This is a genomic window from Pseudarthrobacter scleromae (genome assembly GCF_014644515.1).
Taxonomy (GTDB): domain Bacteria; phylum Actinomycetota; class Actinomycetes; order Actinomycetales; family Micrococcaceae; genus Arthrobacter; species Arthrobacter scleromae.
In genome coordinates, this window is record NZ_BMKV01000001.1 from 342,693 (window position 1) to 368,626 (window position 25,934).

General features: G+C 66.6%; 27 protein-coding genes and 1 pseudogene. 15 read left to right on the top strand and 13 right to left on the bottom strand.

Annotation, left to right across the window (positions count from 1 at the left end):
* Positions 1 to 132 precede the first annotated feature (132 nt).
* From IEX33_RS01565 to IEX33_RS01575, 3 genes and pseudogenes are all read right to left on the bottom strand, one after another.
* A pseudogene (locus IEX33_RS01565) lies at positions 133 to 884 on the bottom strand (cation transporter).
* Positions 872 to 1,141, bottom strand: coding sequence for a helix-turn-helix domain-containing protein (locus IEX33_RS01570; RefSeq protein WP_377089707.1), 270 nt, complete (start codon positions 1,139 to 1,141; stop codon positions 872 to 874). Before IEX33_RS01570 ends, IEX33_RS01565 begins: the two are co-directional and overlap by 13 nt.
* 155 nt (positions 1,142 to 1,296) lie before the next feature.
* Entirely contained in the window at positions 1,297 to 1,713 is a 417-nt protein-coding gene (locus IEX33_RS01575; protein WP_308421942.1) for a hypothetical protein, read from the bottom strand.
* 93 nt (positions 1,714 to 1,806) lie between these two features.
* Between IEX33_RS01575 and IEX33_RS01580 the strand changes: the two genes are divergently transcribed.
* A complete protein-coding gene (locus IEX33_RS01580) occupies positions 1,807 to 3,753 on the top strand; it encodes a hypothetical protein (RefSeq protein ID WP_188727178.1) in 1,947 nt (648 codons plus the stop codon).
* On the opposite strand, the gene IEX33_RS01585 is transcribed toward IEX33_RS01580, so the two are convergent.
* Positions 3,675 to 4,019 carry a hypothetical protein gene (locus IEX33_RS01585; protein WP_104184467.1) on the bottom strand — a complete coding sequence of 115 codons (345 nt, stop codon included), beginning with the start codon at positions 4,017 to 4,019 and terminating at the stop codon, positions 3,675 to 3,677. The genes IEX33_RS01580 and IEX33_RS01585 overlap by 79 nt on opposite strands.
* Before the next feature lie 197 nt (positions 4,020 to 4,216).
* Here IEX33_RS01585 and IEX33_RS01590 point away from each other — a divergent pair, with 197 nt between their 5' ends.
* The 10 genes from IEX33_RS01590 (at position 4,217) to IEX33_RS01635 (ending at position 11,482) form a co-directional block, all read left to right on the top strand.
* Complete coding sequence (locus tag IEX33_RS01590) at positions 4,217 to 4,651, top strand: hypothetical protein (RefSeq protein ID WP_188727180.1); 435 nt, start codon at positions 4,217 to 4,219, stop codon at positions 4,649 to 4,651.
* Between the two features lie 70 nt (positions 4,652 to 4,721).
* Positions 4,722 to 5,939, top strand: a complete 1,218-nt coding sequence (locus tag IEX33_RS01595; RefSeq protein ID WP_188727181.1) for an MFS transporter — start codon at positions 4,722 to 4,724, stop codon at positions 5,937 to 5,939.
* Between the two features lie 15 nt (positions 5,940 to 5,954).
* The gene (locus tag IEX33_RS01600; RefSeq protein WP_188727183.1) at positions 5,955 to 6,659 is read left to right on the top strand and encodes an esterase/lipase family protein; all 705 of its coding nucleotides are present in this window, start codon (positions 5,955 to 5,957) and stop codon (positions 6,657 to 6,659) included.
* Positions 6,660 to 6,787: 128 nt separating this feature from the next.
* Positions 6,788 to 7,660 (top strand): LssY C-terminal domain-containing protein, encoded by an 873-nt coding sequence (locus IEX33_RS01605; protein ID WP_229675189.1) that lies wholly within the window; start codon positions 6,788 to 6,790, stop codon positions 7,658 to 7,660.
* A gap of 219 nt (positions 7,661 to 7,879) precedes the next feature.
* On the top strand, positions 7,880 to 8,419 hold the full coding sequence (locus IEX33_RS01610; protein ID WP_188727187.1) for an alternate-type signal peptide domain-containing protein: 540 nt from the start codon (positions 7,880 to 7,882) through the stop codon (positions 8,417 to 8,419).
* Positions 8,420 to 8,507: 88 nt separating this feature from the next.
* Positions 8,508 to 9,116, top strand: coding sequence for a hypothetical protein (locus IEX33_RS01615; RefSeq protein ID WP_188727189.1), 609 nt, complete (start codon positions 8,508 to 8,510; stop codon positions 9,114 to 9,116).
* Complete coding sequence (locus IEX33_RS01620) at positions 9,106 to 9,750, top strand: signal peptidase I (RefSeq protein WP_229675190.1); 645 nt, start codon at positions 9,106 to 9,108, stop codon at positions 9,748 to 9,750. Before IEX33_RS01615 ends, IEX33_RS01620 begins: the two co-directional genes overlap by 11 nt.
* Entirely contained in the window at positions 9,750 to 10,235 is a 486-nt protein-coding gene (locus IEX33_RS01625; RefSeq protein WP_188727191.1) for a hypothetical protein, read from the top strand. Before IEX33_RS01620 ends, IEX33_RS01625 begins: the two co-directional genes overlap by 1 nt.
* A 105-nt stretch (positions 10,236 to 10,340) precedes the next feature.
* Positions 10,341 to 10,784 (top strand): DUF302 domain-containing protein, encoded by a 444-nt coding sequence (locus IEX33_RS01630; protein WP_188727193.1) that lies wholly within the window; start codon positions 10,341 to 10,343, stop codon positions 10,782 to 10,784.
* 5 nt (positions 10,785 to 10,789) lie between these two features.
* Positions 10,790 to 11,482 carry a class I SAM-dependent methyltransferase gene (locus IEX33_RS01635; RefSeq protein WP_188727195.1) on the top strand — a complete coding sequence of 231 codons (693 nt, stop codon included), beginning with the start codon at positions 10,790 to 10,792 and terminating at the stop codon, positions 11,480 to 11,482.
* Positions 11,483 to 11,821: 339 nt separating this feature from the next.
* Here IEX33_RS01635 and IEX33_RS01640 read toward each other — a convergent pair whose 3' ends face one another.
* The 3 genes from IEX33_RS01640 to IEX33_RS01650 all read right to left on the bottom strand — a co-directional run bounded on the left by IEX33_RS01640 (position 11,822) and on the right by IEX33_RS01650 (position 13,652).
* Positions 11,822 to 12,727 carry a phosphatase PAP2 family protein gene (locus tag IEX33_RS01640; protein WP_188727196.1) on the bottom strand — a complete coding sequence of 302 codons (906 nt, stop codon included), beginning with the start codon at positions 12,725 to 12,727 and terminating at the stop codon, positions 11,822 to 11,824.
* 74 nt (positions 12,728 to 12,801) lie between these two features.
* Positions 12,802 to 13,302, bottom strand: a complete 501-nt coding sequence (locus tag IEX33_RS01645; protein ID WP_229675191.1) for an SRPBCC family protein — start codon at positions 13,300 to 13,302, stop codon at positions 12,802 to 12,804.
* Complete coding sequence (locus tag IEX33_RS01650; protein WP_188727199.1) at positions 13,299 to 13,652, bottom strand: ArsR/SmtB family transcription factor; 354 nt, start codon at positions 13,650 to 13,652, stop codon at positions 13,299 to 13,301. Before IEX33_RS01650 ends, IEX33_RS01645 begins: the two co-directional genes overlap by 4 nt.
* A 134-nt stretch (positions 13,653 to 13,786) precedes the next feature.
* Between IEX33_RS01650 and IEX33_RS01655 the strand changes: the two genes are divergently transcribed.
* The 3 genes from IEX33_RS01655 (at position 13,787) to menD (ending at position 19,105) form a co-directional block, all read left to right on the top strand.
* Positions 13,787 to 14,788, top strand: a complete 1,002-nt coding sequence (locus IEX33_RS01655) for an o-succinylbenzoate synthase (protein WP_188727201.1) — start codon at positions 13,787 to 13,789, stop codon at positions 14,786 to 14,788.
* A 220-nt stretch (positions 14,789 to 15,008) separates the two neighbouring features.
* Entirely contained in the window at positions 15,009 to 17,084 is a 2,076-nt protein-coding gene (locus IEX33_RS01660; protein ID WP_188727203.1) for a PhoX family protein, read from the top strand.
* A gap of 242 nt (positions 17,085 to 17,326) precedes the next feature.
* The gene (menD, locus tag IEX33_RS01665; RefSeq protein WP_377089716.1) at positions 17,327 to 19,105 is read left to right on the top strand and encodes a 2-succinyl-5-enolpyruvyl-6-hydroxy-3-cyclohexene-1-carboxylic-acid synthase; all 1,779 of its coding nucleotides are present in this window, start codon (positions 17,327 to 17,329) and stop codon (positions 19,103 to 19,105) included.
* On the opposite strand, the gene IEX33_RS01670 is transcribed toward menD, so the two are convergent.
* Entirely contained in the window at positions 19,102 to 19,569 is a 468-nt protein-coding gene (locus IEX33_RS01670) for a MarR family winged helix-turn-helix transcriptional regulator (RefSeq protein WP_188727208.1), read from the bottom strand. The two genes, menD and IEX33_RS01670, sit on opposite strands and share 4 nt — an antisense overlap.
* Positions 19,570 to 19,686: 117 nt before the next feature.
* Between IEX33_RS01670 and IEX33_RS01675 the strand changes: the two genes are divergently transcribed.
* Positions 19,687 to 20,229 (top strand): YceI family protein, encoded by a 543-nt coding sequence (locus IEX33_RS01675; protein ID WP_188727210.1) that lies wholly within the window; start codon positions 19,687 to 19,689, stop codon positions 20,227 to 20,229.
* A 35-nt stretch (positions 20,230 to 20,264) separates the two neighbouring features.
* Here the strand turns inward: IEX33_RS01675 and IEX33_RS01680 are convergent, their stop codons facing one another.
* From IEX33_RS01680 to IEX33_RS01700, 5 genes are all read right to left on the bottom strand, one after another.
* Positions 20,265 to 21,497, bottom strand: coding sequence for an aminotransferase class I/II-fold pyridoxal phosphate-dependent enzyme (locus tag IEX33_RS01680; protein WP_188727212.1), 1,233 nt, complete (start codon positions 21,495 to 21,497; stop codon positions 20,265 to 20,267).
* A gap of 249 nt (positions 21,498 to 21,746) precedes the next feature.
* Positions 21,747 to 22,550: an amino acid ABC transporter ATP-binding protein gene (locus IEX33_RS01685; protein WP_104184453.1), complete on the bottom strand. Its 804-nt coding sequence runs from the start codon at positions 22,548 to 22,550 to the stop codon at positions 21,747 to 21,749.
* Positions 22,551 to 22,562: 12 nt separating this feature from the next.
* A complete protein-coding gene (locus IEX33_RS01690; RefSeq protein ID WP_104184452.1) occupies positions 22,563 to 23,354 on the bottom strand; it encodes an amino acid ABC transporter permease in 792 nt (263 codons plus the stop codon).
* 150 nt (positions 23,355 to 23,504) lie between these two features.
* Positions 23,505 to 24,305, bottom strand: a complete 801-nt coding sequence (locus IEX33_RS01695; RefSeq protein WP_188727214.1) for an ABC transporter substrate-binding protein — start codon at positions 24,303 to 24,305, stop codon at positions 23,505 to 23,507.
* Between the two features lie 181 nt (positions 24,306 to 24,486).
* Positions 24,487 to 25,890 (bottom strand): isochorismate synthase, encoded by a 1,404-nt coding sequence (locus IEX33_RS01700; protein WP_188727216.1) that lies wholly within the window; start codon positions 25,888 to 25,890, stop codon positions 24,487 to 24,489.
* Positions 25,891 to 25,934 lie beyond the last annotated feature (44 nt).

Here is a 25,934-nt window from a genome sequence, read left to right on the forward strand (position 1 = left end):
GCAGCGGGAGCACGGGCCAGAGCAGGAGTCTGAGCCACAGCCTGAGCAGCCGGAGCCTGAGCCGGGCGAAATTCCTGCCGGCCAATGGGAAGACCCGCCCAGGCCTCCGACCCCCAGCGGCTTCAATCCGGACTACTGGCCGAAGTACTGATCAGGGCCCGCTGCCTGCCGCGGCGCGTCACTGGTGTCCGTGCAGCCCGAGCAGCAGCCGGCGGCAACCGGACTGCTCTCCAGCCCGGCATTGGTGCCGTCCCTGGCCGGAACCGTGCAGCATACATCGCCGCGCCAGGCCTCGATGCCTTCCCGGACGGCGATGGCGGCAATGGCCAGCGCGGCGGCAGCGTCTGCCCACCACCAGCCCACCGTGGCGTTCAGCAGCAGGCCGGCCAGGAGGGCCGACAGGTAGGTGCAAAGCAGCGTCTGCTTGGAGTCGGCCACCGCAGTTTTGGACCCCAGTTCGCGGCCGGCCCGGCGCTGCAGCCAGGACAGTACCGGCATGATGGCCAGGCTTAAGGCTGCAATGAAGATGCCCGGCACAGAATGCTCGGCCCCTTCCCCGACGGTCAGGGATCGGATGGCCTCGGCGGATACAAAGGCGGCGAGGGCAAAGAAGGACAGGGCGATGATTCGCAGTGTCAGGCGCTCGCGCCGTTCCGGATCCTTCGAGGCGAACTGCCAGGACAGCGCGACGGCGGAGGCAACCTCGATCACCGAGTCCAGGCCGAAACCGATCAGGGCAGCCGAGCCGGCCACGCCGCCGGCCCAGAGGGCAACCGCCGCCTCAATGACGTTGTAGTGGCTGCGGCGAAGAAGCGGATGCGGCGGGAGAGGACCGCGCGGCGTTCCGGGGCCGGCGAAATTTGGAGGTCCGTCACGCCTGGCATGTCCCGTCCGGTGCGCAGCACGCCGGATCGACGGCCAGCACTACGCCCAGCAGGTCACGGATGGCGTGCCCCAGCCGGTCGTCCGCCAGTTCGTACCTGGTCCGCCTGCCGTACGGTACTGCCACCACCAGGCCGCAGCCGCGCAGGCAGGCCAGGTGGTTGGACATGCTCTGCCGGGACACGCCAAGGGCGTCGGCCAGGTCCGAAGGATACGTGCCGCTTCCCCTGTATTCAGGAGAAGCTGTACCCACGGGCATGACCCATGGCGGGCTGTCAGCAAACCGGGAGTGCAGCTACCCGTCTATTCGGATACAGCTGCGCTCGCAGTCCGTGGACATCAGGAGGAAAGAAAAGTGTGCGGCTGGCGCCCTGGCCCGACGATTGGGCTCTCTGGGTGCCGTTGCCTGGGCGCCTATGCGGCGATCAGTGCCGGTGCGTGTGCCCTGCGGGAGGCAGTGCGCGGCGCCAGGACGCTGATGGTGCACGGCGCCTGCTGCGGATCAATCATGGCGGGCAGGTGGTGTGTTTCGGAAGAGGCATGGAGCATTTCCAGCGCTTCCTGATCCACCCGCGCATGCGATATATCCAGTTCCACGCCCAGTCCTTCTCGTAAGGAATTGGCGCGCTTGACGACTACATACAGTGCGTTGACGCTGTGGACGGTGACATGCCCCTTTGCAATCACCTGTGCCTTGGCGTGGTCGAGATCTACACGGACAACAATGTTCAGCTTGGAATTCAAGTTGTAAAGCCTTCCCCGGCATTGGCTGCGACGCTGCAGCTTCTTGCTTATGGCCGTTTGCATCAGCCTCATCCAGAGTAGGGACATAATGTGATCCACGCAACATGAAGGTGTTTATTACATCGTTTGGGGTTCCCGGATTTCCTTTCCCCCGCGCCCGGCCGGGTGGATCATGTAGCCATGGGCAAGCGCGCAGGTGGAAGCCTTGGCGACGCCGGCGACGCCAACGCCACGGGCCGGCGGGAACAGCCGGAGCCGCCAGGTCAGCCGGACCATGTGGTGGTGTTCGTCCACGGCATGGGACGCGCCCTCAAAGGCGGCACCCTGCAGGAATGGGCCCAGCCGCTGATGCTGAGCCTGCACGATCTCTCCCTGGACCAGGTCCCCGACACCACGCACCCGCATCTGGTTATCACCCAGGCGAACGCGGTGGGCGATCCGCCGGAGGTGCTGGTCAAGGTCCTCCGCGGCGCCGCGGGCGGCACGCCGGACTATCTCACTGTGCTCATGACGGAGGCGTCCTGGGGCAGGGACTTCGAGCCGGCGTCGGCTGCGTCCACGTACTCCTGGGCACTCCGGACCGCCCTGCGCGTGTACCTGCGCTCCCTCCAGCTGATCAAGTGGAACCTGTATCCCGGCCGGCAGAGGAACATCCGGTGGTTCGGGGCCTGGCTGCGGCAGTTGGTCCTGACCTCGCTGGCTGCCTTTGCCGGGTTCTTCCTCCTGCTGGCGGTGCTGGTGGTGCTGCTGCTGATCATCGGCCTGGCGTGGATCCCGGGTCCGGGCCGGTGGATCGGCAAGCTCGTTTCCCTGTTTGCCGACTTCCTTGGCGATCCGCAGGTGTGGAAGCGCAAGCCCCTGCAGGCGGCGGCGATGCGGCAGCGGGTGGTGGACACGCTCCAGCGCTGGAAGCGCTGCCCGGAAACTGAGGTCACCGTGGTGGCGCACAGCCAGGGTGCCGCCATCACCGGGCAGGTCCTGTTCCAGAACCAGGCGCGCGCCACCAACTTCGTCAGCGTGGGCAGCGGGCTGGACCTCCTGGGGTACGCGCAGTGGGGCGGGGGAACGGGCGAGGACCCGGTGTCGGACTGGCTGGCCAACCCTCAGCGACCGCGCTGGATCAACGTCTGGGGGAAGTTCGACTTCGTGCCGGCCGGGCCCATCTCCACCCACGCCAACGGGCCGCTTCCGGTTTTCGGCAAGATCTACGCCCGGGACAGCGAGGGCGACGGCGGTCCGGGACCCGAGGAACATCCCGTGTACAACAGGTCCGCCCTGATCTATGACCATATTGTCTACTCCCAGAACCGCGTGGAGGTGCTGGACCCGCTGGCACGGCTGATCCTGGATCCGCCGCCGCCAGGGTCCGCCGGGCTGGCCTTGAGGATTCTCGACGGCGACCGGCGGCTCCGACCGCACCGCGTCATGGTGAAAAGCCTGGGAGTGACGCGGCTGCTGGCAGTCCTCACCTCGGGACTCAGCGCTCCGGCTGCGCTGGCCTGGCTGGGATCGCAGGAGTGGGCACGGAACATGGCCGCGTGCGGGGCGCCCGGGGAGGGCCCGGACCCGTGGTGGTCCGCCTGGCTGTGCTCCGGGCCCACCTACCACTGGGCGCACTGGCAGGACTGGGGCGTGCTGGCAGTGGCAACGGCGGTGTTTGCCGGCGTGCTGGTGGGGCTCCTGAACGGGCCGGTGTGGGGAGTGCTGCACAACCGGCTCCAGCGGATGCGCCGTCCGTCCTTCACGCAATCGAGCGATCCCACCCGCAATCCGCCGGCCAACCCGTGGTGGTACGTGGCGTGGTACCTGCTGATCGTGACCGTGGTGGCGGTGGCCGTGCCCTTCCTGCTGGCGTGGCCGGATCTGCCCTGGGTGGTGGTGGTTGTGCTGGTTTCGGCGCTGTGGGCTTTGTGCTTCACGCGGACCAGCATCACCGGGCTGCCCGCACGGACCGTTCTCCAGGAGGCGCAGCCTGTGGCACCCGGGCCGGCGGCCGGCGTCGTACGCAACTTGCCGCCCGCCGTCGAACGCGGCGAACAGCCAAGGGCTCACCCCACTGCTTCGGACAGCCTTCCGGCTAACACCGTGACCGGTGCGGCTGACCAGCGCTCGCGCTCCGGCTCATAGGAGATGACGACGGCGGTGTCGCTGTCCCGGGCCTCGTCCATGGCAAGCAGCAGGGCGTCCTCCACGTGACGGGCGAATTCCAGCCGCTCGGCCAGCGAGCCCCGCAGCTCGTCGTCGTCAATAAGCACGTGGCCCTTGCCGTCCACGATGACCTTCAGCGAATAGCCCTGGTCCTCCTGGAGGGACCCGCGGGTGGATGAAATTTCGGTGATTCTGTCTGCCCGGACCAGCCCGTTGCCGAGCGTTCGGATCCACACTTCACCCATCGAATGACCTCCCCTTTTGTACGGGCGCGGATCAGCGCCCCATAAGGCGAACGCTACTCTTCCGCGAGGCGTTTGTGACCCCCGATTCGCTTCATTTGCGGGCCTTTCGGCCCTTCCGGACCGGAGTTCCCGCGGGGACGATGTTGGCAGGCTGCACGTCCAATGATTTTGGCCGTTAACTGGCTCCGGGAGATTGCATGGCTGACAAGACGGTGACCAGCCGCGGCGGCAATGTTGTGTCTGTCCTGGTTAACGCCGCGATGATGTGGGGGATCAACATCTGGCCGGGCTGGCAGGTGGTGCCGTTCCTGACCCCGGATATGGACCGCGTGCTCGGCATCATCAACGCGTCACTGACCGCTGGCATCGTGGCGAACCTCATCTTCGTGGTGATCCGCAACAGAGGCATTATGGCGCTGGGAAACCTGGTGGTCCTGGGAATAGGGCTCGCCGCCACGTTCCGCCTTTGGGAGGTCTTCCCCTTCGACTTCGGGGACGGCTGGTCCGGCTGGCCCGTGGTGGTGAGGGTCCTGCTGGTGCTGGGCATCGTAGGCTCCATCATCGGCATGGTGGTGGAAATCGTGGCCTTGTTCAGGTCGCTGGCAGGCTTCGGAGAGCGGGCCCGCCAGTAGTTTCCCGGCGCCGGCCTTCGGTGCGCAGGCCGGGCGGCGGCGTCACGGGCGCGGCCATAAAATAAATCTGATGACTTCCCCCGATGACCCCCAGCCCTTCAGCCTGCGCGGCATCGCGGTGGCAGCGTTCGGCCCCACGCTGCTCTACGGAATCGGCACGGGCGCCATCCTGCCGGTGGTGGCCCTGACCGCCCGGGATCTGGGAGCGTCGGTGGCTGTGGCTGCCCTGATCGTCACCCTGATCGGGCTGGGCTCCTGGTTCTTCAACCTGCCCGCCTCCCTGGTCACACTCAAATTCGGTGAGCGCTGGTCAATCGTGGGCGCCGCCGTCGCTGCCGGCCTCGCGCTCGCGGCCGCCGGGCTGACGTCGCTGGTGCCCGACGGGCTGTGGCTGCTCGCTGCGGCGATGGCCGTCGTCGGAATGTCCGGCGCCGTGTTTGGGCTGGCCCGGCAGAAGTACCTCACCGAGGCCGTGCCCGTGGAGTTCCGGGCGCGGGCGCTGTCCACCCTGGGCGGGGTGAACCGGATCGGCGTGTTCATCGGGCCGTTCCTGGGCGCGGCCGTGATGCAGTTCGCCGGCATCAGCGGCGCCTACTGGGTGGGGGTGGTGGCCATGGCGGCTGCCGCGCTGCTGTCACTCACCATTCCGGACCTGGCCGTTGCTCCAGCGCCCGACGGCGGACACAAGGGGCCGGAGCCCACGCTGCGGAGCGTCGCGGTGTCCCACGCGGGCGTGTTCCTCAGCCTGGGCATGGGCATCCTGCTGCTCAGCGCGCTGCGTTCATCCCGGCAGGTGGTCATCCCGCTGTGGGCAGACCACCTGGGCATGGACGCGACCTCGGCTTCCTTGATTTACGGGCTTTCCGGGGCCATCGACATGCTGGTGTTCTATCCCGCGGGCAAGCTCATGGACCGGAAAGGCCGGCAGTTTGTGGCCGTCCCTTCCACGCTGATCATGGGGATAGCACTGCTGCTGATTCCTCTCACAGGGTCCTTCACGGGGCTGCTGCTGGCTGCGCTCCTGATCGGGTTTGGCAACGGGATCAGTTCCGGGCTGGTGATGACCCTCGGGGCGGACTTTTCGCCGGACCGTGGCCGCGGGCAGTTCCTGGGGCTGTGGCGGTTCATGGCCGATGCCGGGTCCACCGGCGGTCCCGTGCTCCTCTCCGGGGTGACCGCCGTTGCCACCCTGGGAGCGGGGGTCTCAGCCACGGGCGTCCTGGGCTTTGCGGCGGCGGCCGTGTTCGCCGTCGTTATTCCCCGCCTGAAGCACCGACGCAACTACTAGGGATATCCTCGACAGATGAGTGAACGGGGCGTGAGCACTCGGATAAGTCCGTTGCGCAAAGCCATGTGGTGGCTGCAGGACTACCTTTATGCCGCGGGATGGCAGGTCCGCGGAGTGTTGTCGCGGGTCCAGCCAGGATCCTTCCACCAGGGCCACCGGCGGCCTGTGGTGATCATTCCGGGCGTTTACGAAAACTGGCAGTTCATGATGCCGCTCATCCAGTGCATCCACGACGCCGGCCATCCCGTCCATGTGGTCACGGTGCTGCAGCGGAACAAACTTGAGGTGCCGGTGGCGGCGCGGATGGTGGCCCAGCACATTGAGGAAGCAGGGCTGCAGGACGCTGCGATCGTGGCGCACAGCAAGGGTGGCCTGATCGGCAAATACACCATGCTGATGCTGGACCCCGAGCAGCGGATCGACCGGATGGTCACCGTGTGCACGCCGTTTTCGGGATCGCGCTATGCCAGGTACATGCTGCTGCCCACCCTGAGGATCTTCTCGCCACGCAATGCCCTGACGCTGGAGCTCGCCCGCGAGGAGGCCATCAACAGCCGCATCACCTCCATTTACGGCACGTTCGATCCGCACATCCCGGAGGGCAGCGTCCTTCCCGGCGCCACCAATATCGAGCTGCCCGCTGCCGGGCACTTCATGATTTTGGGTGATCCTGAGACGGCGCGGATCATCGTTGAGCAGCTGAACCCCGACGAGCCGTGACCCCTGGTGTAGGCGACTCGGGCGTGGGTGGCTCGGGCCCCGAACGCCGACCCGGCCACCGACCCGCCAGCGGCTCCCGTCCAGGCCCCGACGGCGGCGGTGCCGGGCACTCTGGCCAGGAGCGGGCCGTGCCGGCGGAGCCCGACCACTCACCCTCCAGCAACGCGGTGGAACGGCGGCAAAGCCGGTGGGCCACCGTCCTGGCAGTGCTGCAGCGGGTGCTGTACCTGGTGGTTACTGTCGCCGTCGGCTGGGCGGTGTACTTTTTCCTGCTGTCGCGGCTTTCGCGCGGCCCTGACCAGGCGTGGGTGTTCCTGCCTGTCTGGCTGATCCTGGCCTACGCGCTGCTGCCGCGCGTCCACAAAATCCTGAGCAGCCTCTACATCCCCGACTACTTCATTGGCCGGGCCAGGACAGGCGACGGCGTCCTTGGCGATCCCGTGAACCTCGCCGTGGTGGGGACGCAGGAGGAGCTGCGCCGGGCCATGGGCACCGCCGGCTGGGTGGAGGCCGACCCCATTACCCCGGCCACGGCCTGGCACACCCTCACCTCCACTGTGCTGGGCCGCAGTTATCCGGCCGCCCCCGTCAGCTCGCTCTACGTGTTCGGCAACCGGCAGGACCTGGCGTTCCAGCGCGAGATCGACGGGAATCCGCGCAAGCGGCACCACGTGCGGTTCTGGAAGTGCCCGCCCGGATGGATGCTGCCCGGCGGCCTGTCCGTGGACTGGGTGGGCGCCGGAACGTACGACCGGAGCGTGGGCCTGTCCCTGTTCACCTTCCAGATCACGCACAAGATCGCCGACCGCACGGACGAGGAGCGCGATTTCATTATCGCCACGCTGCAGGCAGCCGACGCGGTGGAGTCGGTCCACGTCATCCTCAACTACTCCAGCGGCTACCACCACCGCAACGGCGGCGGCGACGCCATCCGTACTGACGGGCACTTGCCCATCATCGATTTGTACGAGCCGGGGCGGCCGGGCGTGGTGGGGTCCTAGTGTGCGTCCGAATAGGACTACCCGTTTGGCCTTCGAGTCACACATTTGTGTGGCGTCGACTTACGGCTTGAAGCAGGTTGTGGGATAGCGCTTACCGGCGTCTGACCTGCTGCTTTATTCTTGCGCGAACCTTGATCAAATCCCTTATCAGGTCCTGAGATTTGCCTTGCAGAGTGGTCCCAGATCCACAAACACACGCAAAGTCTGAGGGGACACACCATGAAGAACAGCACTCTGATCAAAGGCACCGCAGCCATCGCAGTAGGCGCAGCGCTGCTCCTGGGCGGCGGCGGAACCCTCGCTAACTGGAACGACACAGCCACGGCGACGCCTGGTTCCATCGTTTCCGGTGACCTGGACGTAGTTGCAGCAGAGGGGATCTGGACCAACAGCGCCGACGCCGATGTGACCGAAGGGCTTGAAGACGGCACGTACACCGTGGTTCCGGGCGACGTACTCACTTTCACCCAGAACCTGGACGTGACCCTGAAGGGCGACAACATGGCTGCCACGATCTCCACAACCGGGTGGGCAGACAATGGTGGGCTCACTTCCAGCAACGTGTCAGTGTCCCGGCCTGCCATCAAAGTGAACGGAGAAACTTACAGCAATTCTGTGTTGAAGGAGTCTGAAGATACTCAAAAGGTGACCGCAAGCATCACCTTCACGTTCAGTGCCGATACGGCGGGACGGGACGATGTGAACACGACATTCAACTTTGACAACGTAGCGTTCACCCTGCAGCAGGTTACCGCCTAGACATTCAGTCAGACCTGGCAGGCGGTAGGCGACTGGTGACTCGTTTGCCGCCTGTGGCGCGGCTGTAAACAAAGCTGGAGGAGGACTCATGCGCATCAAGCGCACACTGCAGGCGGCCGGCCTTATCGCCGCGGCAGTGATCCTGGGCCTCCTGGCAGTCCAGGGCACCTACGCCCTCTGGAGCGCTACCGCAGTTGCAGCGCCGGGGACCGTGTCCTCCGCTTCCTTCACCGTCAATCTCACTGCCACGCCGTCCGGGCAGGCCACCACCATGACCCTCCCGGACGGCAAGCCGGCCAACCTGGCTCTGACGCCGGCCGCGGCCCTGCTGCCCGGAACATCCGTCTACGGCGGTGTGGTTGTCACCAACAGCACCGATGCCGGCGGAACGTTCAACACGGTGGCCACGGTGGGGCAGCCCGCGATGGCGAATCTGTCGGGCGGGACACTCTCCCAGTACCTGAGCGTCAGCGGGAAGGCCGCAACCTCGGCAGCAGACTGCGGCACTGCCAGCGGATACGCACCTTTGGGCGGCTCCGGGCTCGCATCACCGGCAGTTCCCAAGTCCGGTTCCACCGTGTTGTGTTTCCAGGTGACCCTCAGCCCATCAGCCCCGTCCACCGTGAAAGGACAAGCAGTGGCCATCACCCTGCCCCTCACCGTTCGCCAACTCTGCGGGGTCCCCGGTGGCTGTTGACCTGACTGAACGCCCGCTGACCCACGCCGCCGCGGCGGCTCCGGACGCGCCCGGGGCCGCATCGCCGTCGTACTCGAAGAAAGGGAGTGCCGGCGCCCAGGCGCTTGCCTTTGTGGGACGCGCGGCAAGCATGGCTGCAATGCTCACTGCGCTGTTCGCGGCATTGGTCCTGATCGTGGTGCCGGTGGCAACGGGATCGCACACGTATACCGTGCTCACCAACTCCATGGCACCCAAATTTCCGCCCGGCACCTTCCTGGTGATGAAGCCGGCGCCTTTCGGGGAGCTCAAGTACGGGGACGTCATCACGTTCCAGCTCTACTCCGAAAGGCCGGATGTCGAAACCCACCGGATTGTGGGCTTCGGGGCCACCCAGACCGGTGAGAAGACACTCATCACCAAGGGCGATAACAACGGCGCCACCGATGCCGAGCCGGTCCGTGAAATCCAGGTCAAGGGCAAGCTGTTTTACGCCGTTCCCCAGGCGGGGTTCGTTGCCAACGCACTCGGCAATGCCGACCGCGGACTATGGACCACTCTCGCCGCCTTAGGACTAATCGGGTACGGCACCATCCTGGTCTTCAAATCGGTGCGCGGGGCGCGCAAGCCGGCCGCCGTGACTGAGGCCGGGTAATGCGGCGTTTTCTCGCCTTGCCGGGCGCATCCGCCGCCGTAGGAGCTTTTGTAGTCACGGTGCTGCTGGGCTTTGGCGTGCCTGCAGCGTCGGCGCTGTGGCAACAAAGCGCGACGGCGACCATGACCGCCACCGTCGCAGCGAACTGGCCCGGTTCTGCGTTCCAGCAGTTCGCCTGCTCAAGGATGGACAACGCGGATAAAACGGTTGCCCTCAACTATGTCCTGCCCGAGGCTCCTGCCGCTCTGACCCTTTCCGCCAAGAGGCCTGACGGGTCATACGGGCCGCCCTATACGGTGGTGGGCGCCGGAGCTTCTGGAAGCATCATCCTCACCGAGAACTCACAAATCATCGCCGAGAACCGTTCGATGAGCCTGCTGACGGTGAGAGCCACAGCGACCTATCAAAACCGCACGGAGGCGTCCGCTGAGGCAACTTTGAGGCTGGATGTCGGCACCAACAACGGCAAACTCTACTGCGTATAGCTATTGGGAACTATCCCGCGGACTGGGACTCCCGTAGCCATAACACCCCCGGGGGTATACGATGGCGAAGTACCCACAGCAGGAGCAACCGCCTGAGGAGGCACCATGAGCTACACGCACACCATCACCGTTCCCTTTGCCTGGGACGAGGCGCTGCAGCAGACCAAGGACGCCCTGGCCGAACAGGGCTTCGGCATTCTCTCGGAGATCAACGTCCGGGCCACCTTCGAGGCGAAGCTGGGGCCTGAGGCCGCCGCATCCGTTGGCGACTACATCATCCTCGGCGCCTGCAACCCCAACCTGGCCAGCCGTGCCCTCGCAGCCGAGCCGGACATGGGTGCCCTGCTGCCCTGCAACGTTGTGGTCCGCCGCAGCACCGACGCCAGTGAAACCACCATCCAGGCGATCGATCCGCAAACCATGGTGCAGCTCAGTGACAACCCGGCGGTCAAGGAAGTAGCGGACGACGCCGACATGCGGCTCCGCGCGGCCCTCGCCAGCCTTGGTGGCAGCCTTAGCTCGGGCGGCAGCGCCGGCCCGGCGAGCTGAGGCGCGTGACCGGCGGCGGCCAGGGAAGCGGCCCCGCGGGGGAGCGCGGACCGGCGGAACTGCAGCACCCGCGCTTCGCCCGGGCCTACGCCCGGGCGGTCGAGGAGATGAACCGCCGCGGCGCTACCGGACACCGCCGTGAGCTGCTGGCCGGACTGCGCGGGTCCGTCGTCGAAATCGGCGCCGGGGACGGTTCCGGTTTCGCGTTGTACCCGCCGGCCGTCACCCACGTGCTGGCCATCGAGCCGGACGACGACCTCAGGAGCATCGCCGCCGCCAAAGCAGCCTCCGCTCCAGTACCCGTGACCGTCCGCGCCGGAGCAGCCGAATACATTCCAGCGGCTGACGCCAGCGTTGATGCTGTTGTGTCCAGCCTGGTTCTGTGCAGCGTCAGCGAGCAGGCGCCGGTGCTGGCCGAGATCCGGCGCGTCCTGCGTCCCGGGGGGATCCTTGTTTTCTATGAGCACGTCCGCTCGGACAACCGGCTGTTCGCGGCAGTGGAGGACCTGCTGGCGCCTGCATGGCAGCGGTTCGCCGGCGGCTGCCATCCAAACCGGGACACAGTGGCGGCCATCGGGGAGGCTGGCTTTGCTCCGGTAGGCAGCCGGCGCTTCAATTTCGCCGTCCTTCCGTTATCGCCGGCCTTGGCCCATGTGCTGGGCACGGCCGTCAACCCCGGGCCACCCGCCGGGGCCTGACCGGGGACAAAAGTCGTGGAAATCCCGGCGCCGCCATTGGGGGGAAGGGCGGCGCCGGGACGTTTGAGGAGCACACGTCCGCTTGCAGGGGGACTATCGTGCTCGCCGTCTCACGTCTGCCAGGAGCCGGGCGGGAGGCCGTTGATACCTGGCGGAGCCCACTTCAAGACGCCGCCAGGAGAGTGATGGGCTGCGAGGCCAATCCGGCTGGATGGCCTCCTGTTGCTTGCCTGCTGCCGCCGCCCGTCTCCTGACAGCCACTACTATCCACCGGGCCCATCAAAATACTCACCAGTAATGCGTCAAGGTTCGGTCAAGGTTTCCCTGGCATGTGGGGGCTCAGCGCCTTGCCGGGACCCGTCGTCGTGCGGCGTACGCGAACAGGGATGTAGTGGCAACGGTGGCTAGGTAGCCGGCGATCACAATCAGGGAGATTCCGGCCCAGAAATAGTGGGTGGTGCTGGTCTCCTGCCACGGGCTCGGGGCGATGCGCGCCAGCGAGTACAGCGCCACCGCGGCCGACGCCAGCCCGATGCCAACCGGAAGCGTCAGCCAGATCCGGGCCGAACCGATGTGCCCGCCAAAGCCGTCCCACGCATTCCACGACCCTCGCCGGATAATAAGCCAGCCCGCGGGAATCATGAACGCGCCCACCAGCAGGAACGCCGCCACCACGTCCGCCGGCCGGTGCCACTGGTTGATCAGCGTGGACACCCCGGATGCGATGGCGAACGTGCCGCCGACGAATCCGGCCATCGGACGCCAGCGGGGCGAGGCCATCAGGAACACCGCGGCCGCCGCCGACGCCGCCAATGTGGTGTGGCCGGAGGGCAGCGAGTTCAGCTCCAGCGTGATCACGCCCTTGTCCGGGCGGGCGGGCAGGAGATCCTTCAGCACCTGCGTGGCGATGTTCGCGCCGATGCAGGCGGCCACGGCAATTCCTGCCTCCGCCCAGTGCTTGCGGATCACGGTCACAAACAGGACCACGACGGCGGCCATCACCAGGGAGACGGTGGGCAGCAGGTCCAGGAACTTGGTGGTTGCCTTGCCGGCCGGCCCATGGAGTTCCACGGCTTCCACCAGTGCGGACTCGTCGATGAACTGGCCCGTGGTGGTCTGGACGAAGTAGTAGTAGGTGGCCACCAGCCCGGCCACACACGCCAGCGTGGCCAGCACGAACAGGAAGCCCGATCCCGTTGCGGGTCGGGCTGCGGTCCTGCTCGTTGCCTGCCGTTGAAAAGTCATCGCTTAAAGGGTGTCACAGAAAGCTGGGATCCCGCCGCAGGTTGGGGCCGGGCACATCGAGGCGGCCGCGATGGCTATTCCAGGGCCTGGGCGAGTGCCTCGATGAGTTCAAACTGCTCCCGCACCCCGCCCTCCATGCCGGACTGCGCAATCATGTCCCGGATTTCCTTGCTGCCCGCATCGGTGCGGATGCTGACCAGGGTGGCGCCGCCGTCGGCATCGCTGAAGGTGACCGTATTGACCACGGCCCCTTCCTCGCTGTCCCGGCCCACACCCGCAGTCTCCATGACCTCCGTGTGGACGATGCGCTCGTTCGGCACGATCTCCCGGTACGTGCCGTGGAAGGCCACCTCAAACCCGCCGCTCGCCAGCATGACGTACCGCCAGGCGCCGCCCTCCCGGAAATCCATTTCCACCACCGTCATCTCGCCGCGGCGCCCGGCCCACCATTTCCGGACGAGATCGGGTGTTGTCCAGGCCCTGTACACAAGGTGCCGGGGCGCTTCCACGGTCCTGGTGATGAGGATTTCCCGATTGCCGGGATAGGTCACGTCCATGGTGCTTGTCTGAGTCATTGCCCTGCTCCTTCTTGCGAGGTGTCTTCCTGGAGGCCGGCGAGCACGTCATCCAGCAGGTCGAAGCGCTCCGCCCAGAGGTGCTCATATGTGGAAACCCAGGTGTGGATGGGCTTGAGGGCCTGCGCATCGAGCCGGTACAGCCGCTGCCGGCCTTCGTCCCGGACATCCACAACGCCCACCTCCCGCAGGACCCGCAGATGGCGCGAGACGTGCGGCTGGGCCAGGCCAAGCAGGTCCACCAGCTCGTTCACGGGGCGTTCGCCAAGGCTGAGGGCGTCCAGGATCTCCCGGCGGCGGGGCTCAGCTACCGCGTTGAAAGCGTCCGTGGTTGTTGCTGCCCGTGCCATGCCCACATTATATATCCATATGGATATGCATTGGAAGGCTGTTGGCGCTGGGAGGTTCCGCGGGGTTCGCCGGCTTTGTGTTCGCCGGCTTTGTGTTCGCCGGGGCGGCGGCCCCCGCTTGTACAGTTGAATCCATGCCAACCGTCCCGCCCCAGGTGCCCGCGATCGAGGAACTGCTGGCCGGCGCGCACGTGGTGTCCCTGCCCATGCGGGTCAAGTTCCGCGGCATCATGGAGCGCGAGTCGCTGCTGCTGCGGGGCCCGGCCGGGTGGGGCGAGTTCTGCCCGTTCCCCGAGTACGCAGACGGTGAGGCGTCCCGCTGGCTTGCCGCCGCCATCGAGGCTGCCTGGGAGGGGTTCCCCGCGCCGTTGCGTTCAGTTATTCCGGTGAACGCCACCGTTCCTGCCGTGCCTGCCGAACGGGTGCCCGAGGTGCTGGCGCGGTTTGGCCGGGTGGACGCCGTGAAGGTCAAGGTTGCCGAGCGCGGCCAGACCCTCGACGACGACGCCGCCCGGGTTGCCGCCGTGCGGGCCGCGCTGCCGGACGCCGCCATCCGCGTGGATGCCAACGGGGGCTGGGACGTGCCCGGGGCGGTCTCGGCTCTCACCCGGCTTGCCGGCGTCGGACTTGAATATGCCGAGCAGCCCGTCCCCACCATCGACGGACTAGCCGAGGTCCGCCGCCAGCTCCGGGCCGCGGGCACCCCGGTGCTGATCGCTGCGGACGAAAGCGTCCGCAAGGAGTCCGACCCCCTGCGCGTGGCGCGGGCCGGGGCGGCCGACCTCCTGGTGGTCAAGGTGGCGCCGCTCGGGGGAGTACGGCGCGCCCTGGACATCGTGGCGCAGGCCGGGCTGCCCGCCGTCGTCAGCTCTGCGCTGGACACCTCCGTGGGCATCCGTGCCGGCCTTGCCCTGGCAGCCGCCCTGCCCAAGTTGCCGTATGCCTGCGGGCTGGGGACGGTGTCCCTGTTTGAATCGGACATCACCACGGATCCTTTAGTGTCCGACGACGGCGCCATCCGCCTCCGCGATGCGGCCGCCGACGCCGGGCTGCTTGAGCGGTATGCGGCATCCGGGGAGCGCCGGGACTGGTGGCTGGCCCGGCTGCGCCGCGTCCACGCGCTCCTGGCCCCCTGACACCCTCTCTCACTTAACGCGGGTTTTCCTGGCGCCCTCTCTCACTTAACGCGGTCTTTCCTGGCACCCTCTCTCACTTAACGCGGGTTTTCCTGGCACCCTCTCTCACGTTTCTGCAGGTCACACGCGGTTAACCGGAACTTCACCCGGCATACTACTGCGCGTAGAAACCGGCTGAAAGGGTGGGCGGGACCTCGTAGAAATTCCTTGGAAGGCCCCCATGTCTGAAACGACTGCCCGCAAGTTCACCCTGCTGCCGATGCTCGGCCATACCAAGGGCAAGCGCAGCGCCGTCACCTGCGCGTTGAAGTGCGACAACGCCTGCGCCGGCGACGTCTGCAACACCAGCTCCAACAGCTACTTCCGTGACATCGCCTCCGCCACCATGTCCCGCCGCGCCGCCCTGGGCTTTGGCGCCGCAGGTGCGCTCGCCGTCGTCCTCGGATCCGCCGCAACCTCGCCTGACTCCGCGAACGCCGCCGGCCTGTCCAAGGCCGCGAAGGAAGGCTTCGGCAAGTCCAAGCTGCAGTTCACGGCCATCCCGTCGATCGATGCCGCCGTGGACGCCGTGACAGTCCCGGAGGGCTTCGCCTGGCAGCCGGTCATCCGCTGGGGTGACCCCATCTTCAACGGCGCACCGGAGTTCGACCTGTACAACCAGACGGCCGCCGCGCAGGAAAAGCAGTTCGGCTACAACAACGACTACACGGACATCCTGGAGATCCCGGGCAGCAAGGGCCGCCGCGCGGTGCTCTTCGCCAACCACGAGTACACCAACGACGCCATCATGTTCCCGCCCACCATGCCTGCAGACCAGATGCGCGCTGTGGGGGCGGCCGCACACGGGCTGTCCGTGGTTGAGCTGGAACGCAAGAACAAGAACAAGCCGTGGACCTACGTGAAGGGTGCGCCGCTCAACCGCCGCTTCCTCAACAACACGGTGTACGAACTGACCGGCCCGGCCGCCGGCTCGCCGCTTCTCAAGACTGTTGAGGACCCTGCCGGCCGCTTCATCAAGGGCACGCTGGGCAACTGCGCCGGCGGCACCACCCCGTGGGGCACCATCCTCTCCGGCGAAGAGAACTTCCAGAGCTACTTCGTGGCGCCGGGAACCTCTGCCGGGGACAAGCGGTACGGCATCACCAGCAAGCCGACTGCCCGCCAGTGGGAGCTGGACGAGCCGCGCTGGGACACCCGCAACCCCGGCTACGAAAACGAGGCGAACCGCTTCGGTTGGATCGTGGAAGTTGACCCCTTCGACCCCACCTCCACGCCCAAGAAGCACTCCATGCTGGGCCGCTTCAAGCACGAGGGCGCCAACGTGATCATCGCCGAGTCCGGGCACGTTGTGGCCTACTCCGGTGACGATGAGCGCTTCGATTACCTGTACAAGTTCGTCTCGAAGGACAAGTACCGCGAGGGCGACCGCAAGCACAACATGACACTGCTGTCCGCGGGCAGCCTTTACGTCGCCAGGTTCACGGGCAACTCGCCGGCTGCCGAAATCACCGGAACCGGGGCTGTGCCCGCCGACGGCGCCTTCGACGGCATCGGCGAGTGGCTGCCGCTGGTGGTGGACGGGGCTTCGGCCGTTCCGGGCATGACCGTCGAGGAGGTCCTGGTGTACACCCGCCTGGCCGCCGACAAGGTTGGCCCCACCAAGATGGACCGCTGTGAGGACGTGGAGCCCAGCCTGCACACCGGCAAGGTCTACGTGGCCTGCACCAACAACTCCAACCGCGGTGTTGGGTCAAACGAAGGCGCAACCGAGGTCAACCCGCGCAACCAGAACCGCGACGGCCACATCGTGGAGATCACCGAGACCGGCGGCCAGACCTCCACCACCTTCACCTGGAACCTGCTGATGGTCTGCGGCGATCCGGCCCAGGGCGATGTCACCTACTTCTCCGGCTTCCCGGTGGATAAGGTCTCGCCCATCTCCTGCCCGGACAACCTCGCATTCGACTCCGTGGGCAACCTCTGGATCTCCACGGATGGGGCTCCCTCCGGCATCGGCCGGGCGGACGGCCTGTTCAAAGTCACCCTGGACGGCGCCGAACGCGGCAAGGTGGAGCAGTTCCTTGCCGTCCCGCGCGACGGTGAGACCTGCGGCCCCATCATCCACGACGAGGAGCGTACAGTGTTCGTTGCGGTGCAGCACCCGGGCGAGGACGGCACCTTCGACGCGCAGGTTTCCTTCTTCCCGGACTACGTCGCGGAAGGCACGACGCCGGCACCCGGCCAGGCGCGCGCTCCCCGCCCGTCCGTGATCCAGGTGTTCCGCACGGACGCCTAAGCCCGACGGCGACGCTCTATCACTTAACACCGGGTTTTCGGCGACGCTCTATCAATTAACACCGGGTTTTCGGCAACGCTCTATCACCTTTTCGTCCGGCTTTGGGCGGCAGGTGATAGAGCGTTCCGGTTAACGCCGCATCAGGTGAGAGAGCGTTCCGGTAAAACCCACATCGAATGATAGAGCGTTCCGGTAAAACCCACATCGAATGAGAGAGCGTTCGGGGGTGGCAGACTGGATTGGTGACTTCGCTGAACGAGCCTTCCCCGGACACCACGCCTGACACTGATTCCGGCACTACTCCGGACGCCACGCCTGACGGCGGGGCTGGGCTGAGTGCTTTGGCGGCGGCGCGGATCGCCGTCGGGGTGTTGGTCGACGGCGGCGTGCAGCACGTGGTTGTCTCGCCGGGATCCCGCTCGGCCCCCATGGCGTATGCCCTTGCCGAGGCGTCAGCCGAGGGCCGGGTGGACCTGCTGGTCCGGATCGACGAGCGCTCAGCCGGGTTCACGGCCCTGGGCCTGGCCTTGGCCACGGGATCGCCCGCCGCCGTCCTCACAACGTCCGGGACCGCCGTCGGGAACCTGATGCCAGCCGTGATGGAGGCCAACCATGCTGCGGTTCCCCTGGTGGTGCTGTCCGCCGACCGCCCAGACGAGCTCCGCGGAACCGGCGCCAACCAGACCACCGTCCAGCCTGACCTTTTCGGCGAGCAGGTGCGCTTCGCCGTCGACATAGCCGCCGGCACCGACCCCCGGCGCGCCATCCAGACAGGCTTGTCCGCCGCCACCGGCGCGTTCCCCGACCTGCCGCCCGGCCCCGTCCAGCTGAACCTCGCATTCCGCGATCCGCTGGTTCCGTCCAAGGGGGAGGAACTGCCGCCCGCGGCCGAACGGCAGCGCTACCGAATCGGCACCGAGCCGCTCATCATGAACCTGCCGCCGGCGTCAACCGACCTGCCGGAGCGGCGCACCGTCGTACTCGCCGGGCATGACGCCGGGCCCGTCGCCGAGGCGTTCGCGCGCGCCCATGGCCTGCCGCTGCTGGCCGAGCCGTCCTCCAACGCCCGCTTCGGGCCCAACGCGGTAGGTCCATACCGGCTGCTGCTGGAGCACTTCGGCCCCGGCGCGGACATGCCGATTGAACGTGTTGTGCTCTTCGGCCGGCCCACGCTGTCCCGCCCGGTCGCCGCGCTTCTGGCCAGGGCTGATGTCCAGGCTGCGCTCTACCAGCCCGTGCCGGTGGCCTGGTATGAGCCCGGCCGCCGTACCGAGCTGCCGCTGGAAAACCTCGGCGACCTGGCCGGCTTTGCCGGCCGCGGGACCACAGAATGGCTGGATACCTGGCTGCTCGCAGGATCGGCAGCGCAGCATGCCCTGGATGGAATACTTTCAGCGGAGGCTCCCGCGAGCGGGCCGGCAGTGGGCTCGCTGGTGTGGAAGCATGCCCGCGGCCAGCTCCTCCTAGGTTCATCGAACGGCATCCGCGACGTGGACCTCGCCGGCCTGCCCGCCCCGGAACCCGCCGCCACCGTGTACGCCAACCGCGGCCTCGCCGGGATCGACGGCACTATTTCCACCGCCACGGGCATCGCCATCGGCGGCCGGCAGGACACCACAGTCCTGCTGGGCGACGTCACGTTCCTCCACGACGTCGGCGGCCTGCTCCTCGGCGCCGGGGAGGAGCAGCCTTCGCTGCGGATCGTCGTCCTCAACGACGCCGGCGGGGCCATCTTCGACCTGCTGGAACACGGCGCGGTGCGTGAGGCCGGAACGTACGGCGACGCCGTCGAACGCCTCTTTGGCACGCCGCACTCCGTGGACATCGCGGCACTCGCCGCGGCGTACGGCGTCGGGCATTGCTCGGTAAGTACGACGGCGGCACTCGCCGAGGCGCTCGCCCAGCCGGTTGAGGGGCGCAGCATCATTGAAGTCCGCACCGACCGTCATTCCCTGCGGCAGCTCCATACGCGGATCAAGGACGCCGTGGCGGCCGCCGTTGGGGGAGTGCTGACGCGCTAGGACCGGGATTCCGGCTCTAACTTGTCCATGACGCGCCTGGAAAGCCCTATCAACAGCTGGCGTTCCGCAGGCGTCAACAAGTCAAGAAAGTTTGCCCGGACCCATGCGAGGTGGCCCGGGGATGCCGTGCGCAATGCAGCCCGCCCCACTTCGGTGAGATGAACCATGACGCCGCGGGCATCATTGTCCGCCGGTTCCCGGTTGATCAGGCCGCGTTCCTCCATTCGCCGAAGCTGGTGCGCAAGCCTGCTGCGGTCCCAACCGGCACTGCGCCCCAGGTCCCGGGCGCGCATTCCGGAGGGCCCGGCTTCGGCAAGTGGGGCGAGCATCTGGTAATCGGCGCCCGATACGCCGCTGCCCGCCAGCTGCCTCTCCATCCCGGCTGCCAACTGGCGGGTGAAGAGGATGTAGGCGAACCACACTTCTTCCTCGTCCTTCGTCAGGCCGCGCGTCTTCGGAGCCATAAACCACCTTCCAGACGACAAATTGTTGTTGACACGTCAGCATAACAGGAGCAATGTTGCTGATACATCAGCAACTGCCGGTGCGGGGGATTCCGGCCAAGCCCAAGGAAAAACGCCATGACCGCCGAACCAGCCCTGCAGATCCGCGAGTTACCAGACGCGGGTGCGTACCGTATCGACCCTGAACGCTCGGGTGTCACCTACGTCTCCCGGCATATGTTCGGCCTGGGCACGGTGCGCGCCGCATTCCGCGTTTCCTCGGGGCTCTTGTACGTCTCTTCAACACTGGCAAAGTGCAGAGCCAGTGCCACGATCGATGCGGCAAGCTTCACGTCCGCCAGTGGACGCCGCGACCGGGATGTCAAAGGGCGGAGCCTGCTCAACGTGGCAGCCTTCCCGGGGATCCGGTTCTCTTCTACTGGCGTCAGCGAGGAGACGGACGCAATAGTTCTGGCCGGGATCGTGGCCATGCACGATGTAGCAACGGCTGTGCAGGTCAAGATCCTGTCTTGGGAAGCCCCCGCCCCTGGTTGGGTTCACGTAACGGCGCAGGCCACCCACCTGGACCGCTATTCGTTCGGCATTACCGGCTCACGGGGATTGGTGGGCCGCTACTTTGACCTGGCCTTCCGGATCGTCGCCGTACGGAGCGAAACGTAAGCGGCGCCGGGCAGCCAGCCTGCTTCCACGGACGATCAGCCCCCGGGTACCGCATCTGCGACTGCTCCTTTGTCCTTGATCGCTGCTTCGAAGGTTGGCAGGCTCCGCTCGATCATGTCCTCGTTGGCTGTCAGGGAAATCCGGAAGAACCCGGGCGTCTCGAACAGCGTGCCCGGGAAAACGAAGACGTCGCGGCGGGCGAGGGACTCGGTGAAGGCTTCGTCGTCCGGACCGGGCGTGCTGACGAACAGGTAGAACGTGCCCTCCGGCGGCTGCATCCGGTAACCCATGCTGCCGAGCGCGTCCACCAGGCGGTCCCTGCGCCGCTCCAGCTGGCCGACGTCGATGGAGAACTTCTCCAGCTCGGGAAGCGCGTGCTGCAGTAGCGCATTGGGGTACACCCAGCCCATCGCCACCTGCAGGCCGCTGATGGCCGGCGCCATCTCCTCCCGGCGGGGCATGGCCGGCGGCAGGGCCAGATACCCCACCCGCTGGCCCGGGGAAAGATGGGTCTTGCCGTAGGAGTAAGCCAGCAGCGTGTACGGGTAGAACTCCGCCGGGCTGTGGAACCGCACGCCGTCGAACACAATGCGGTTGTAGGCCTCGTCCGAGATGAGGTAGATGCGCCGTCCAATCCTTGCAGACGCAGTTTCCAGCAGGCCGGCGAGCCGGAGCAGCAGCTCCTGGGGATAGATCCGACCGGTGGGGTTGTTGGGCGAATTGACGATCACAACCCGCGTCCGCTCCGTGATGGCAGCGTCGATTGCGGCGAGGTCCAGATCGAACGTGGCGGTGTGGACCTTCACCTTGACCGGGACCAGGCCGGCTTCGAGGATCAGCGGCTCGTACAGGAACCACGGCGGCAGGCTGTAGACCACCTCGTCGCCGGGGTCCGCCACGGTCTTCAGCGCCAGGGCGATCGCAGCGAACCCGCCGGTGGTGAGGAAGATGTCCTCTGTCCTGAAGGGTATGTCCAGCAGCCGTTCCAGGGACTGTGCGGCCGCATCCTGCGCCGTCTCGACGTTGGTCTTGTAGGCAAACCACTGGTCATCACGGGGAACCAGGGCATCCCGCAAAGTGGTGACGTAGCGGTCTGGCGGCATCTGGTGGGGGTTGCCGAACGTGAAGTCGCACACGGTGCGCTGGTCCTGTCCCCGGTTGAGGTACCGCCGGATGAAGGAGTCAACCCGCTGGAACGAGGGCACTGATGCCAGCCGCGCGGCGCGTTCGGATACTGCCGCCTGCGGTGGTGGGGCTTGGAAATTCATCTCTGCGCTCCTGGGTGCGCCACCGCGCGGGACGGCGGCCGGACGGGCAGCGCGCTGCTGAGCCAGGGCTGTGATGTGACCTATTCTGTGCCCAGGCACCGCGGAAGTAAATGCCCGCACAGGAGGCGCGTGCCGCCGTCGTCCGCCTCGTTCAAAAGCGAGGCGCTGATGGCCCCGTGACGCACAAAATCCCCGGCGCTGCGGAGAATCTCTAGCGCCGGGGATTGTGCGTAGTGAAAGCGAAGAGACCTACTCCTCGATGTCGATGTGCGTGGGATCCAGGACGCGGCGCAGGAACTCCTTGGTGCGGGGCTGCGTGGGGGAGGAGATGACCTGCTCGGCCACGCCTTCCTCCACCACAACGCCGCCGTCCATGAACACCACGCGGTCCGCCACTTCGCGGGCGAAGCCCATCTCGTGGGTGACCACCAGCATGGTCATGCCCTCCTTGGCGAGGTTCCGCATGACGGAGAGGACGTCGCCCACGGTCTCGGGGTCAAGCGCGGAGGTGGGCTCGTCGAAGAGCATCAGCTCGGGGTCCATGCTGAGCGCGCGGGCGATGGCCACGCGCTGCTGCTGGCCGCCGGAGAGCTGGTCCGGGAACCGGTCCGCGAGGTGTCCGAGCCCCACACGTTCCAGATTGTGCATGGACACCTTGTCCGCCTCGGCCTGCGAACGCTTGAGGACCTTGGTCTGGGCGATGGAGCAGTTGCGCTTGGCGTCCAGGTGCGGGAACAGGTTGAACTGCTGGAACACCATGCCCACTTTGCGGCGCATCTTGTCGATGTCCACATCGGGATCGGTGGCCTCGAAGCCGCCCACGTGGATGCTGCCCTGGTTGGGCTGCTCCAGCAGGTTGACGCAGCGCAGCAGGGTGGACTTGCCGGAACCGGACGGTCCGATCAGGCACACCACTTCGCCGGGCGCCACGTCCAGGCTGATGCCCTTGAGGACCTCGTTGGAACCGTAGGACTTGCGCAGGTCCTTGATGGCCACGCCGGCGGCCTGGATGGTGGCAGCTCCGCCGCGGGAGTTGTTTACGACGTCGTTCATGGTCTTCCCTGCCTATCGATTGTTCCGCGCAGTGCGGCTTTCGAACTTCCGGGCCAGGAAGCTCAGGGGGATGGTGATCACCAGGTAGAAGGCGCCGGCCACCAGAAGGGGCGTGAGGCCTGCGCCCAGGCTCGAGATACCGTCGCGGCCGAACTTAGTGAGCTCGTACTGCGAGGCGGTGAGGCCCAGGACGTAGATCAGCGAGGAGTCCTTGGTGAGCAGGATGACCTCGTTGGTCAGGGGCGGCAGGACGATCTTGAAGGCCTGGGGGATGACGATGGTGATCATCGCCCGCCACTGCGGCATGCCCAGCGAACGGGCGGCTTCCAGCTGGCCCTTGGGCACGGCCTGCAGGCCTGCGCGGAGGGTTTCGGCGATGTAGGCCGAGGCCACCATGCCCAGGGAAACCATGACGATCACGGTGATGTTCCAGGAAACGCCGAAGGCCAGCGGCACGCCGTAGCCGAAGGCGATGAACACCAGCAGTGCCGGGATGCCGCGGAAGAACTCGATGTACCCGGAGGCGATCCAGCGGTACAGGGGGAAGCTGGAGAGCTTCATCAGGGCCAAAAGCAGGCCGCCGGAGAGGCCCACGATGAAGCCGAGGAACGTGTAGATCAGGGTGTTCGTCAGGCCGGTGACGAAGATGCCCGGGAACATGGGCCCGATCTTGCCGAAGTTGAAGACGCTGTTGCCGATGGTCTCCCAGTCGGTGGCCAGGATCAGCGCGGCGATGGCCACCACAAAGATTCCGGCCTGGACATACAGGCTTACTCTGGCTCGCTGACGTGCGGTCATTGCCATGGGTTGCTCACATTCGTTGTGCGTGGCAGAGGCCCCGGACGGACTGCGGTACAGCTCGTCCGGGGCCCCGGCTGCGTAGTTCTCAGGGCCGTGGCGGGGCCGGGGCGGGGGAGCCCCGGGCCTGCACGGCGACTACTTGGCGGTTGTTGGCTACTTGGCGGTCTCGCCGAACCAGGTGGTCTTGAACTTCTCCAAGGAGCCGTCCTCGGTCAGGCGCTCAAGCGTGCCGTTGACCTTCTCCAGCATTGCGGTATTGCCCTTCTTGATGGAGATGCCCAGCTGCTCGCCGGTTGCGAAGTCCTCAACGCTCTTGAACTTGGGCTGGTCCTTGATGGCGTAGCCAAGGACGGACTGGTTGCCCAGGGCGGCGTCGATGGTGCCGGCTTCAAGAGCCTGCACCAGGAGGCCGGTGTCCTCGAACTGCTGCGCGTCGATGCCCTGCTCCTGGGCGTAGTCGGCGCCGGTGGTGGCCTGCTGCACGCCAACCTTCTTGCCCTTGGCGTCCTCCAGGCCGGTGATGCCGGAGTCCTCGCTGGCCACCAGGGCCAGGTCGTCGTCGAGGTACGGGGTGGAGAAGTCCATAACGGACTTGCGGGTGTCCGTGATGGAGATCGAGGAGATGCCCAGGTCGCACTGGGTCAGGGCGGTGCCGGTCTCGATCGCTTCGAAGGAGCTGTCAACGATGCTCAGTTCGGCGCCGAAGTCCTTGGCGAGTTCCTTGGCGATGTCCACGTCGAAACCGACCGTCTCGCCGTCCTTCTCGAACTCGAACGGCTCGTAAGGGATGTCCGAGCAGACCGTGAGCTTGCCGGCATTGATGAGCTGGATGCCGCCTTCGGAGGCTGCGGGGGTGGAACTGCCGCCGCAGGCCGTGAGGGTGAGGGCGCCGGCGGCGAAGACTGCTGCTGCCTTGGCGGTCATTTTGGCCGTGGCCAGGGACTTGAGCTGCATGTTTTCTTACCTTTTGTTGCGGGGAGTATGCGGTACTAAATCGGTTCATAGTGTAGCGCCGATTATGAGATGTGCATCACAGGAAACTAAGTTTCACTATTGGATAACTAAATCACAGGGGAAAGCAAGCCCGCACGGGCAGGCGATGTCTCCCATCCCGGACTGCCGGGGAGAGAGGGAGTCAGCTGCTGATTCCCAGCGACTCCAGCATCGGCCGGAACTTGGCCCAGGTTTCCGCGAGCTCGGCCTCGGGTTGTGAGCCGTCAACTATTCCGCAGCCGGCATACAGTCGGACAGTATCCCGGGACTCGATGACCGCTCCACGAAGTGCGATGCCCCACTCGCCGTTGCCCGCTGCGTCCAGCCAGCCCACGGGGCCTGCATATGGCCCCCGGTCCAGGTGTTCCAGCTTCCGGATCAGGGCCCCGGCAACCTGGGTGGGGGTTCCGCAGACGGCGGCCGTAGGGTGCAGGGCGTTGATGAGCGCGAGGCAGGTGGGCACGTGGCCCTCGATTTCGGCCAGCTCAGCCTTGACGTCCGAAGCCAGGTGCCACACATTCGGGAGTTCCAGGATGAACGGCTCGTCGTGCGCATTCATCGCTTCCGAGAAAGGCGCCAGCTGCGTGGTCAGGGACTGGATGGCGATCTCGTGCTCGTGCCGCTGCTTTTCCGAGCCGGCCAGCACCCGGGTGGCGTAATCCATTGGGAGGCCGTCCGCGCCGTGGGCGTCCCGGCGGTCCAGCGTTCCAGCCAGCACGCGCGCCTGGGCGGTGCGTCCTTCCACCTGGATCAGCATCTCCGGCGTGGCCCCCACCAGCCCGTCCACCCCGTACGTCCAGCACTCGCGGTAGCGGGCGGCGAGCTCGCGCAGTACCTCTGCGGCATGTACGCCAGATGGAATAGTCGCCACCACATCCCGGGCCAGCACCAGCTTCTCCAGCGCGCCGGTCCGGATCTCGGCCACGCCCGCCTCGACGGCCGCCATCCAGGCTTCTTCGCTCAGCGATCCTGTATGCAGGGTTGCCCCTGCGGCGAGGGGGAGGGGGCGTACGACGGCGCCGCCCCCCTTGGTGGCCACGGCACCCAAGGTGCCGTCCCCGGCAGGGTCCGCTGCCGCCGTCGTGCTTCCTGGTGGCACCGCCGCAGGAGCCGCATCGCTCCGGAGCCAGCGGTCCAGCGCGGCGCGGGCGGTGTCCTCGGTGAGGGGGCCGTCGTCGAACGTCAGCTGGGTCAGCCAGACCTGCCCGTCCCGCACGCCCACCGCGATCTCCGGCACGATCAGCCGCGACTCGTGGGCGGAAGTCTTGGAGAACGCGAAGGAGCCAAAGGCCACGGGGCCCGTCCCGGGGAGCTCAACGGAATCGGTGACCTCGGCCTCAAGGACAAGGTGCCGCCACCAGATGTCGGCCTCGAGGAAGCGCTCGGGGCCGGTGGCGGTGAAACGCGCAATCTCGCCGAAACCGGCCAGTCCGGCTTCCCTCCGGGTCCAGCAGAGGACATCGTCCCGTACCAAAAACGCAGGAAGCCCCCCGGGGAAATCTTTTCCATCCAGGGGGACTGTGAGGGTGCGGAACGTGCTCGTCATGATGAGACAACACTACTCCCGCGTACACGATGGCCTTCCCCGGT

Excerpts from the sequence above, each read along its gene's own strand:
- IEX33_RS01570 (WP_377089707.1), bottom strand. The coding sequence starts at position 1,141 with ATGCCCGTGGGTACAGCTTCTCCTGAATACAGGGGAAGCGGCACGTAT.
- IEX33_RS01575 (WP_308421942.1), bottom strand. The coding sequence starts at position 1,713 with ATGTCCCTACTCTGGATGAGGCTGATGCAAACGGCCATAAGCAAGAAG.
- IEX33_RS01580 (WP_188727178.1), top strand. The coding sequence starts at position 1,807 with ATGGGCAAGCGCGCAGGTGGAAGCCTTGGCGACGCCGGCGACGCCAAC.
- IEX33_RS01585 (WP_104184467.1), bottom strand. The coding sequence starts at position 4,019 with ATGGGTGAAGTGTGGATCCGAACGCTCGGCAACGGGCTGGTCCGGGCA.
- IEX33_RS01590 (WP_188727180.1), top strand. The coding sequence starts at position 4,217 with ATGGCTGACAAGACGGTGACCAGCCGCGGCGGCAATGTTGTGTCTGTC.
- IEX33_RS01595 (WP_188727181.1), top strand. The coding sequence starts at position 4,722 with ATGACTTCCCCCGATGACCCCCAGCCCTTCAGCCTGCGCGGCATCGCG.
- IEX33_RS01600 (WP_188727183.1), top strand. The coding sequence starts at position 5,955 with ATGAGTGAACGGGGCGTGAGCACTCGGATAAGTCCGTTGCGCAAAGCC.
- IEX33_RS01610 (WP_188727187.1), top strand. The coding sequence starts at position 7,880 with ATGAAGAACAGCACTCTGATCAAAGGCACCGCAGCCATCGCAGTAGGC.
- IEX33_RS01615 (WP_188727189.1), top strand. The coding sequence starts at position 8,508 with ATGCGCATCAAGCGCACACTGCAGGCGGCCGGCCTTATCGCCGCGGCA.
- IEX33_RS01625 (WP_188727191.1), top strand. The coding sequence starts at position 9,750 with ATGCGGCGTTTTCTCGCCTTGCCGGGCGCATCCGCCGCCGTAGGAGCT.
- IEX33_RS01630 (WP_188727193.1), top strand. The coding sequence starts at position 10,341 with ATGAGCTACACGCACACCATCACCGTTCCCTTTGCCTGGGACGAGGCG.
- IEX33_RS01640 (WP_188727196.1), bottom strand. The coding sequence starts at position 12,727 with ATGACTTTTCAACGGCAGGCAACGAGCAGGACCGCAGCCCGACCCGCA.
- IEX33_RS01645 (WP_229675191.1), bottom strand. The coding sequence starts at position 13,302 with ATGACTCAGACAAGCACCATGGACGTGACCTATCCCGGCAATCGGGAA.
- IEX33_RS01650 (WP_188727199.1), bottom strand. The coding sequence starts at position 13,652 with ATGGCACGGGCAGCAACAACCACGGACGCTTTCAACGCGGTAGCTGAG.
- IEX33_RS01655 (WP_188727201.1), top strand. The coding sequence starts at position 13,787 with ATGCCAACCGTCCCGCCCCAGGTGCCCGCGATCGAGGAACTGCTGGCC.
- IEX33_RS01660 (WP_188727203.1), top strand. The coding sequence starts at position 15,009 with ATGTCTGAAACGACTGCCCGCAAGTTCACCCTGCTGCCGATGCTCGGC.
- IEX33_RS01670 (WP_188727208.1), bottom strand. The coding sequence starts at position 19,569 with ATGGCTCCGAAGACGCGCGGCCTGACGAAGGACGAGGAAGAAGTGTGG.
- IEX33_RS01675 (WP_188727210.1), top strand. The coding sequence starts at position 19,687 with ATGACCGCCGAACCAGCCCTGCAGATCCGCGAGTTACCAGACGCGGGT.
- IEX33_RS01680 (WP_188727212.1), bottom strand. The coding sequence starts at position 21,497 with ATGAATTTCCAAGCCCCACCACCGCAGGCGGCAGTATCCGAACGCGCC.
- IEX33_RS01685 (WP_104184453.1), bottom strand. The coding sequence starts at position 22,550 with ATGAACGACGTCGTAAACAACTCCCGCGGCGGAGCTGCCACCATCCAG.
- IEX33_RS01690 (WP_104184452.1), bottom strand. The coding sequence starts at position 23,354 with ATGGCAATGACCGCACGTCAGCGAGCCAGAGTAAGCCTGTATGTCCAG.
- IEX33_RS01695 (WP_188727214.1), bottom strand. The coding sequence starts at position 24,305 with ATGCAGCTCAAGTCCCTGGCCACGGCCAAAATGACCGCCAAGGCAGCA.
- IEX33_RS01700 (WP_188727216.1), bottom strand. The coding sequence starts at position 25,890 with ATGACGAGCACGTTCCGCACCCTCACAGTCCCCCTGGATGGAAAAGAT.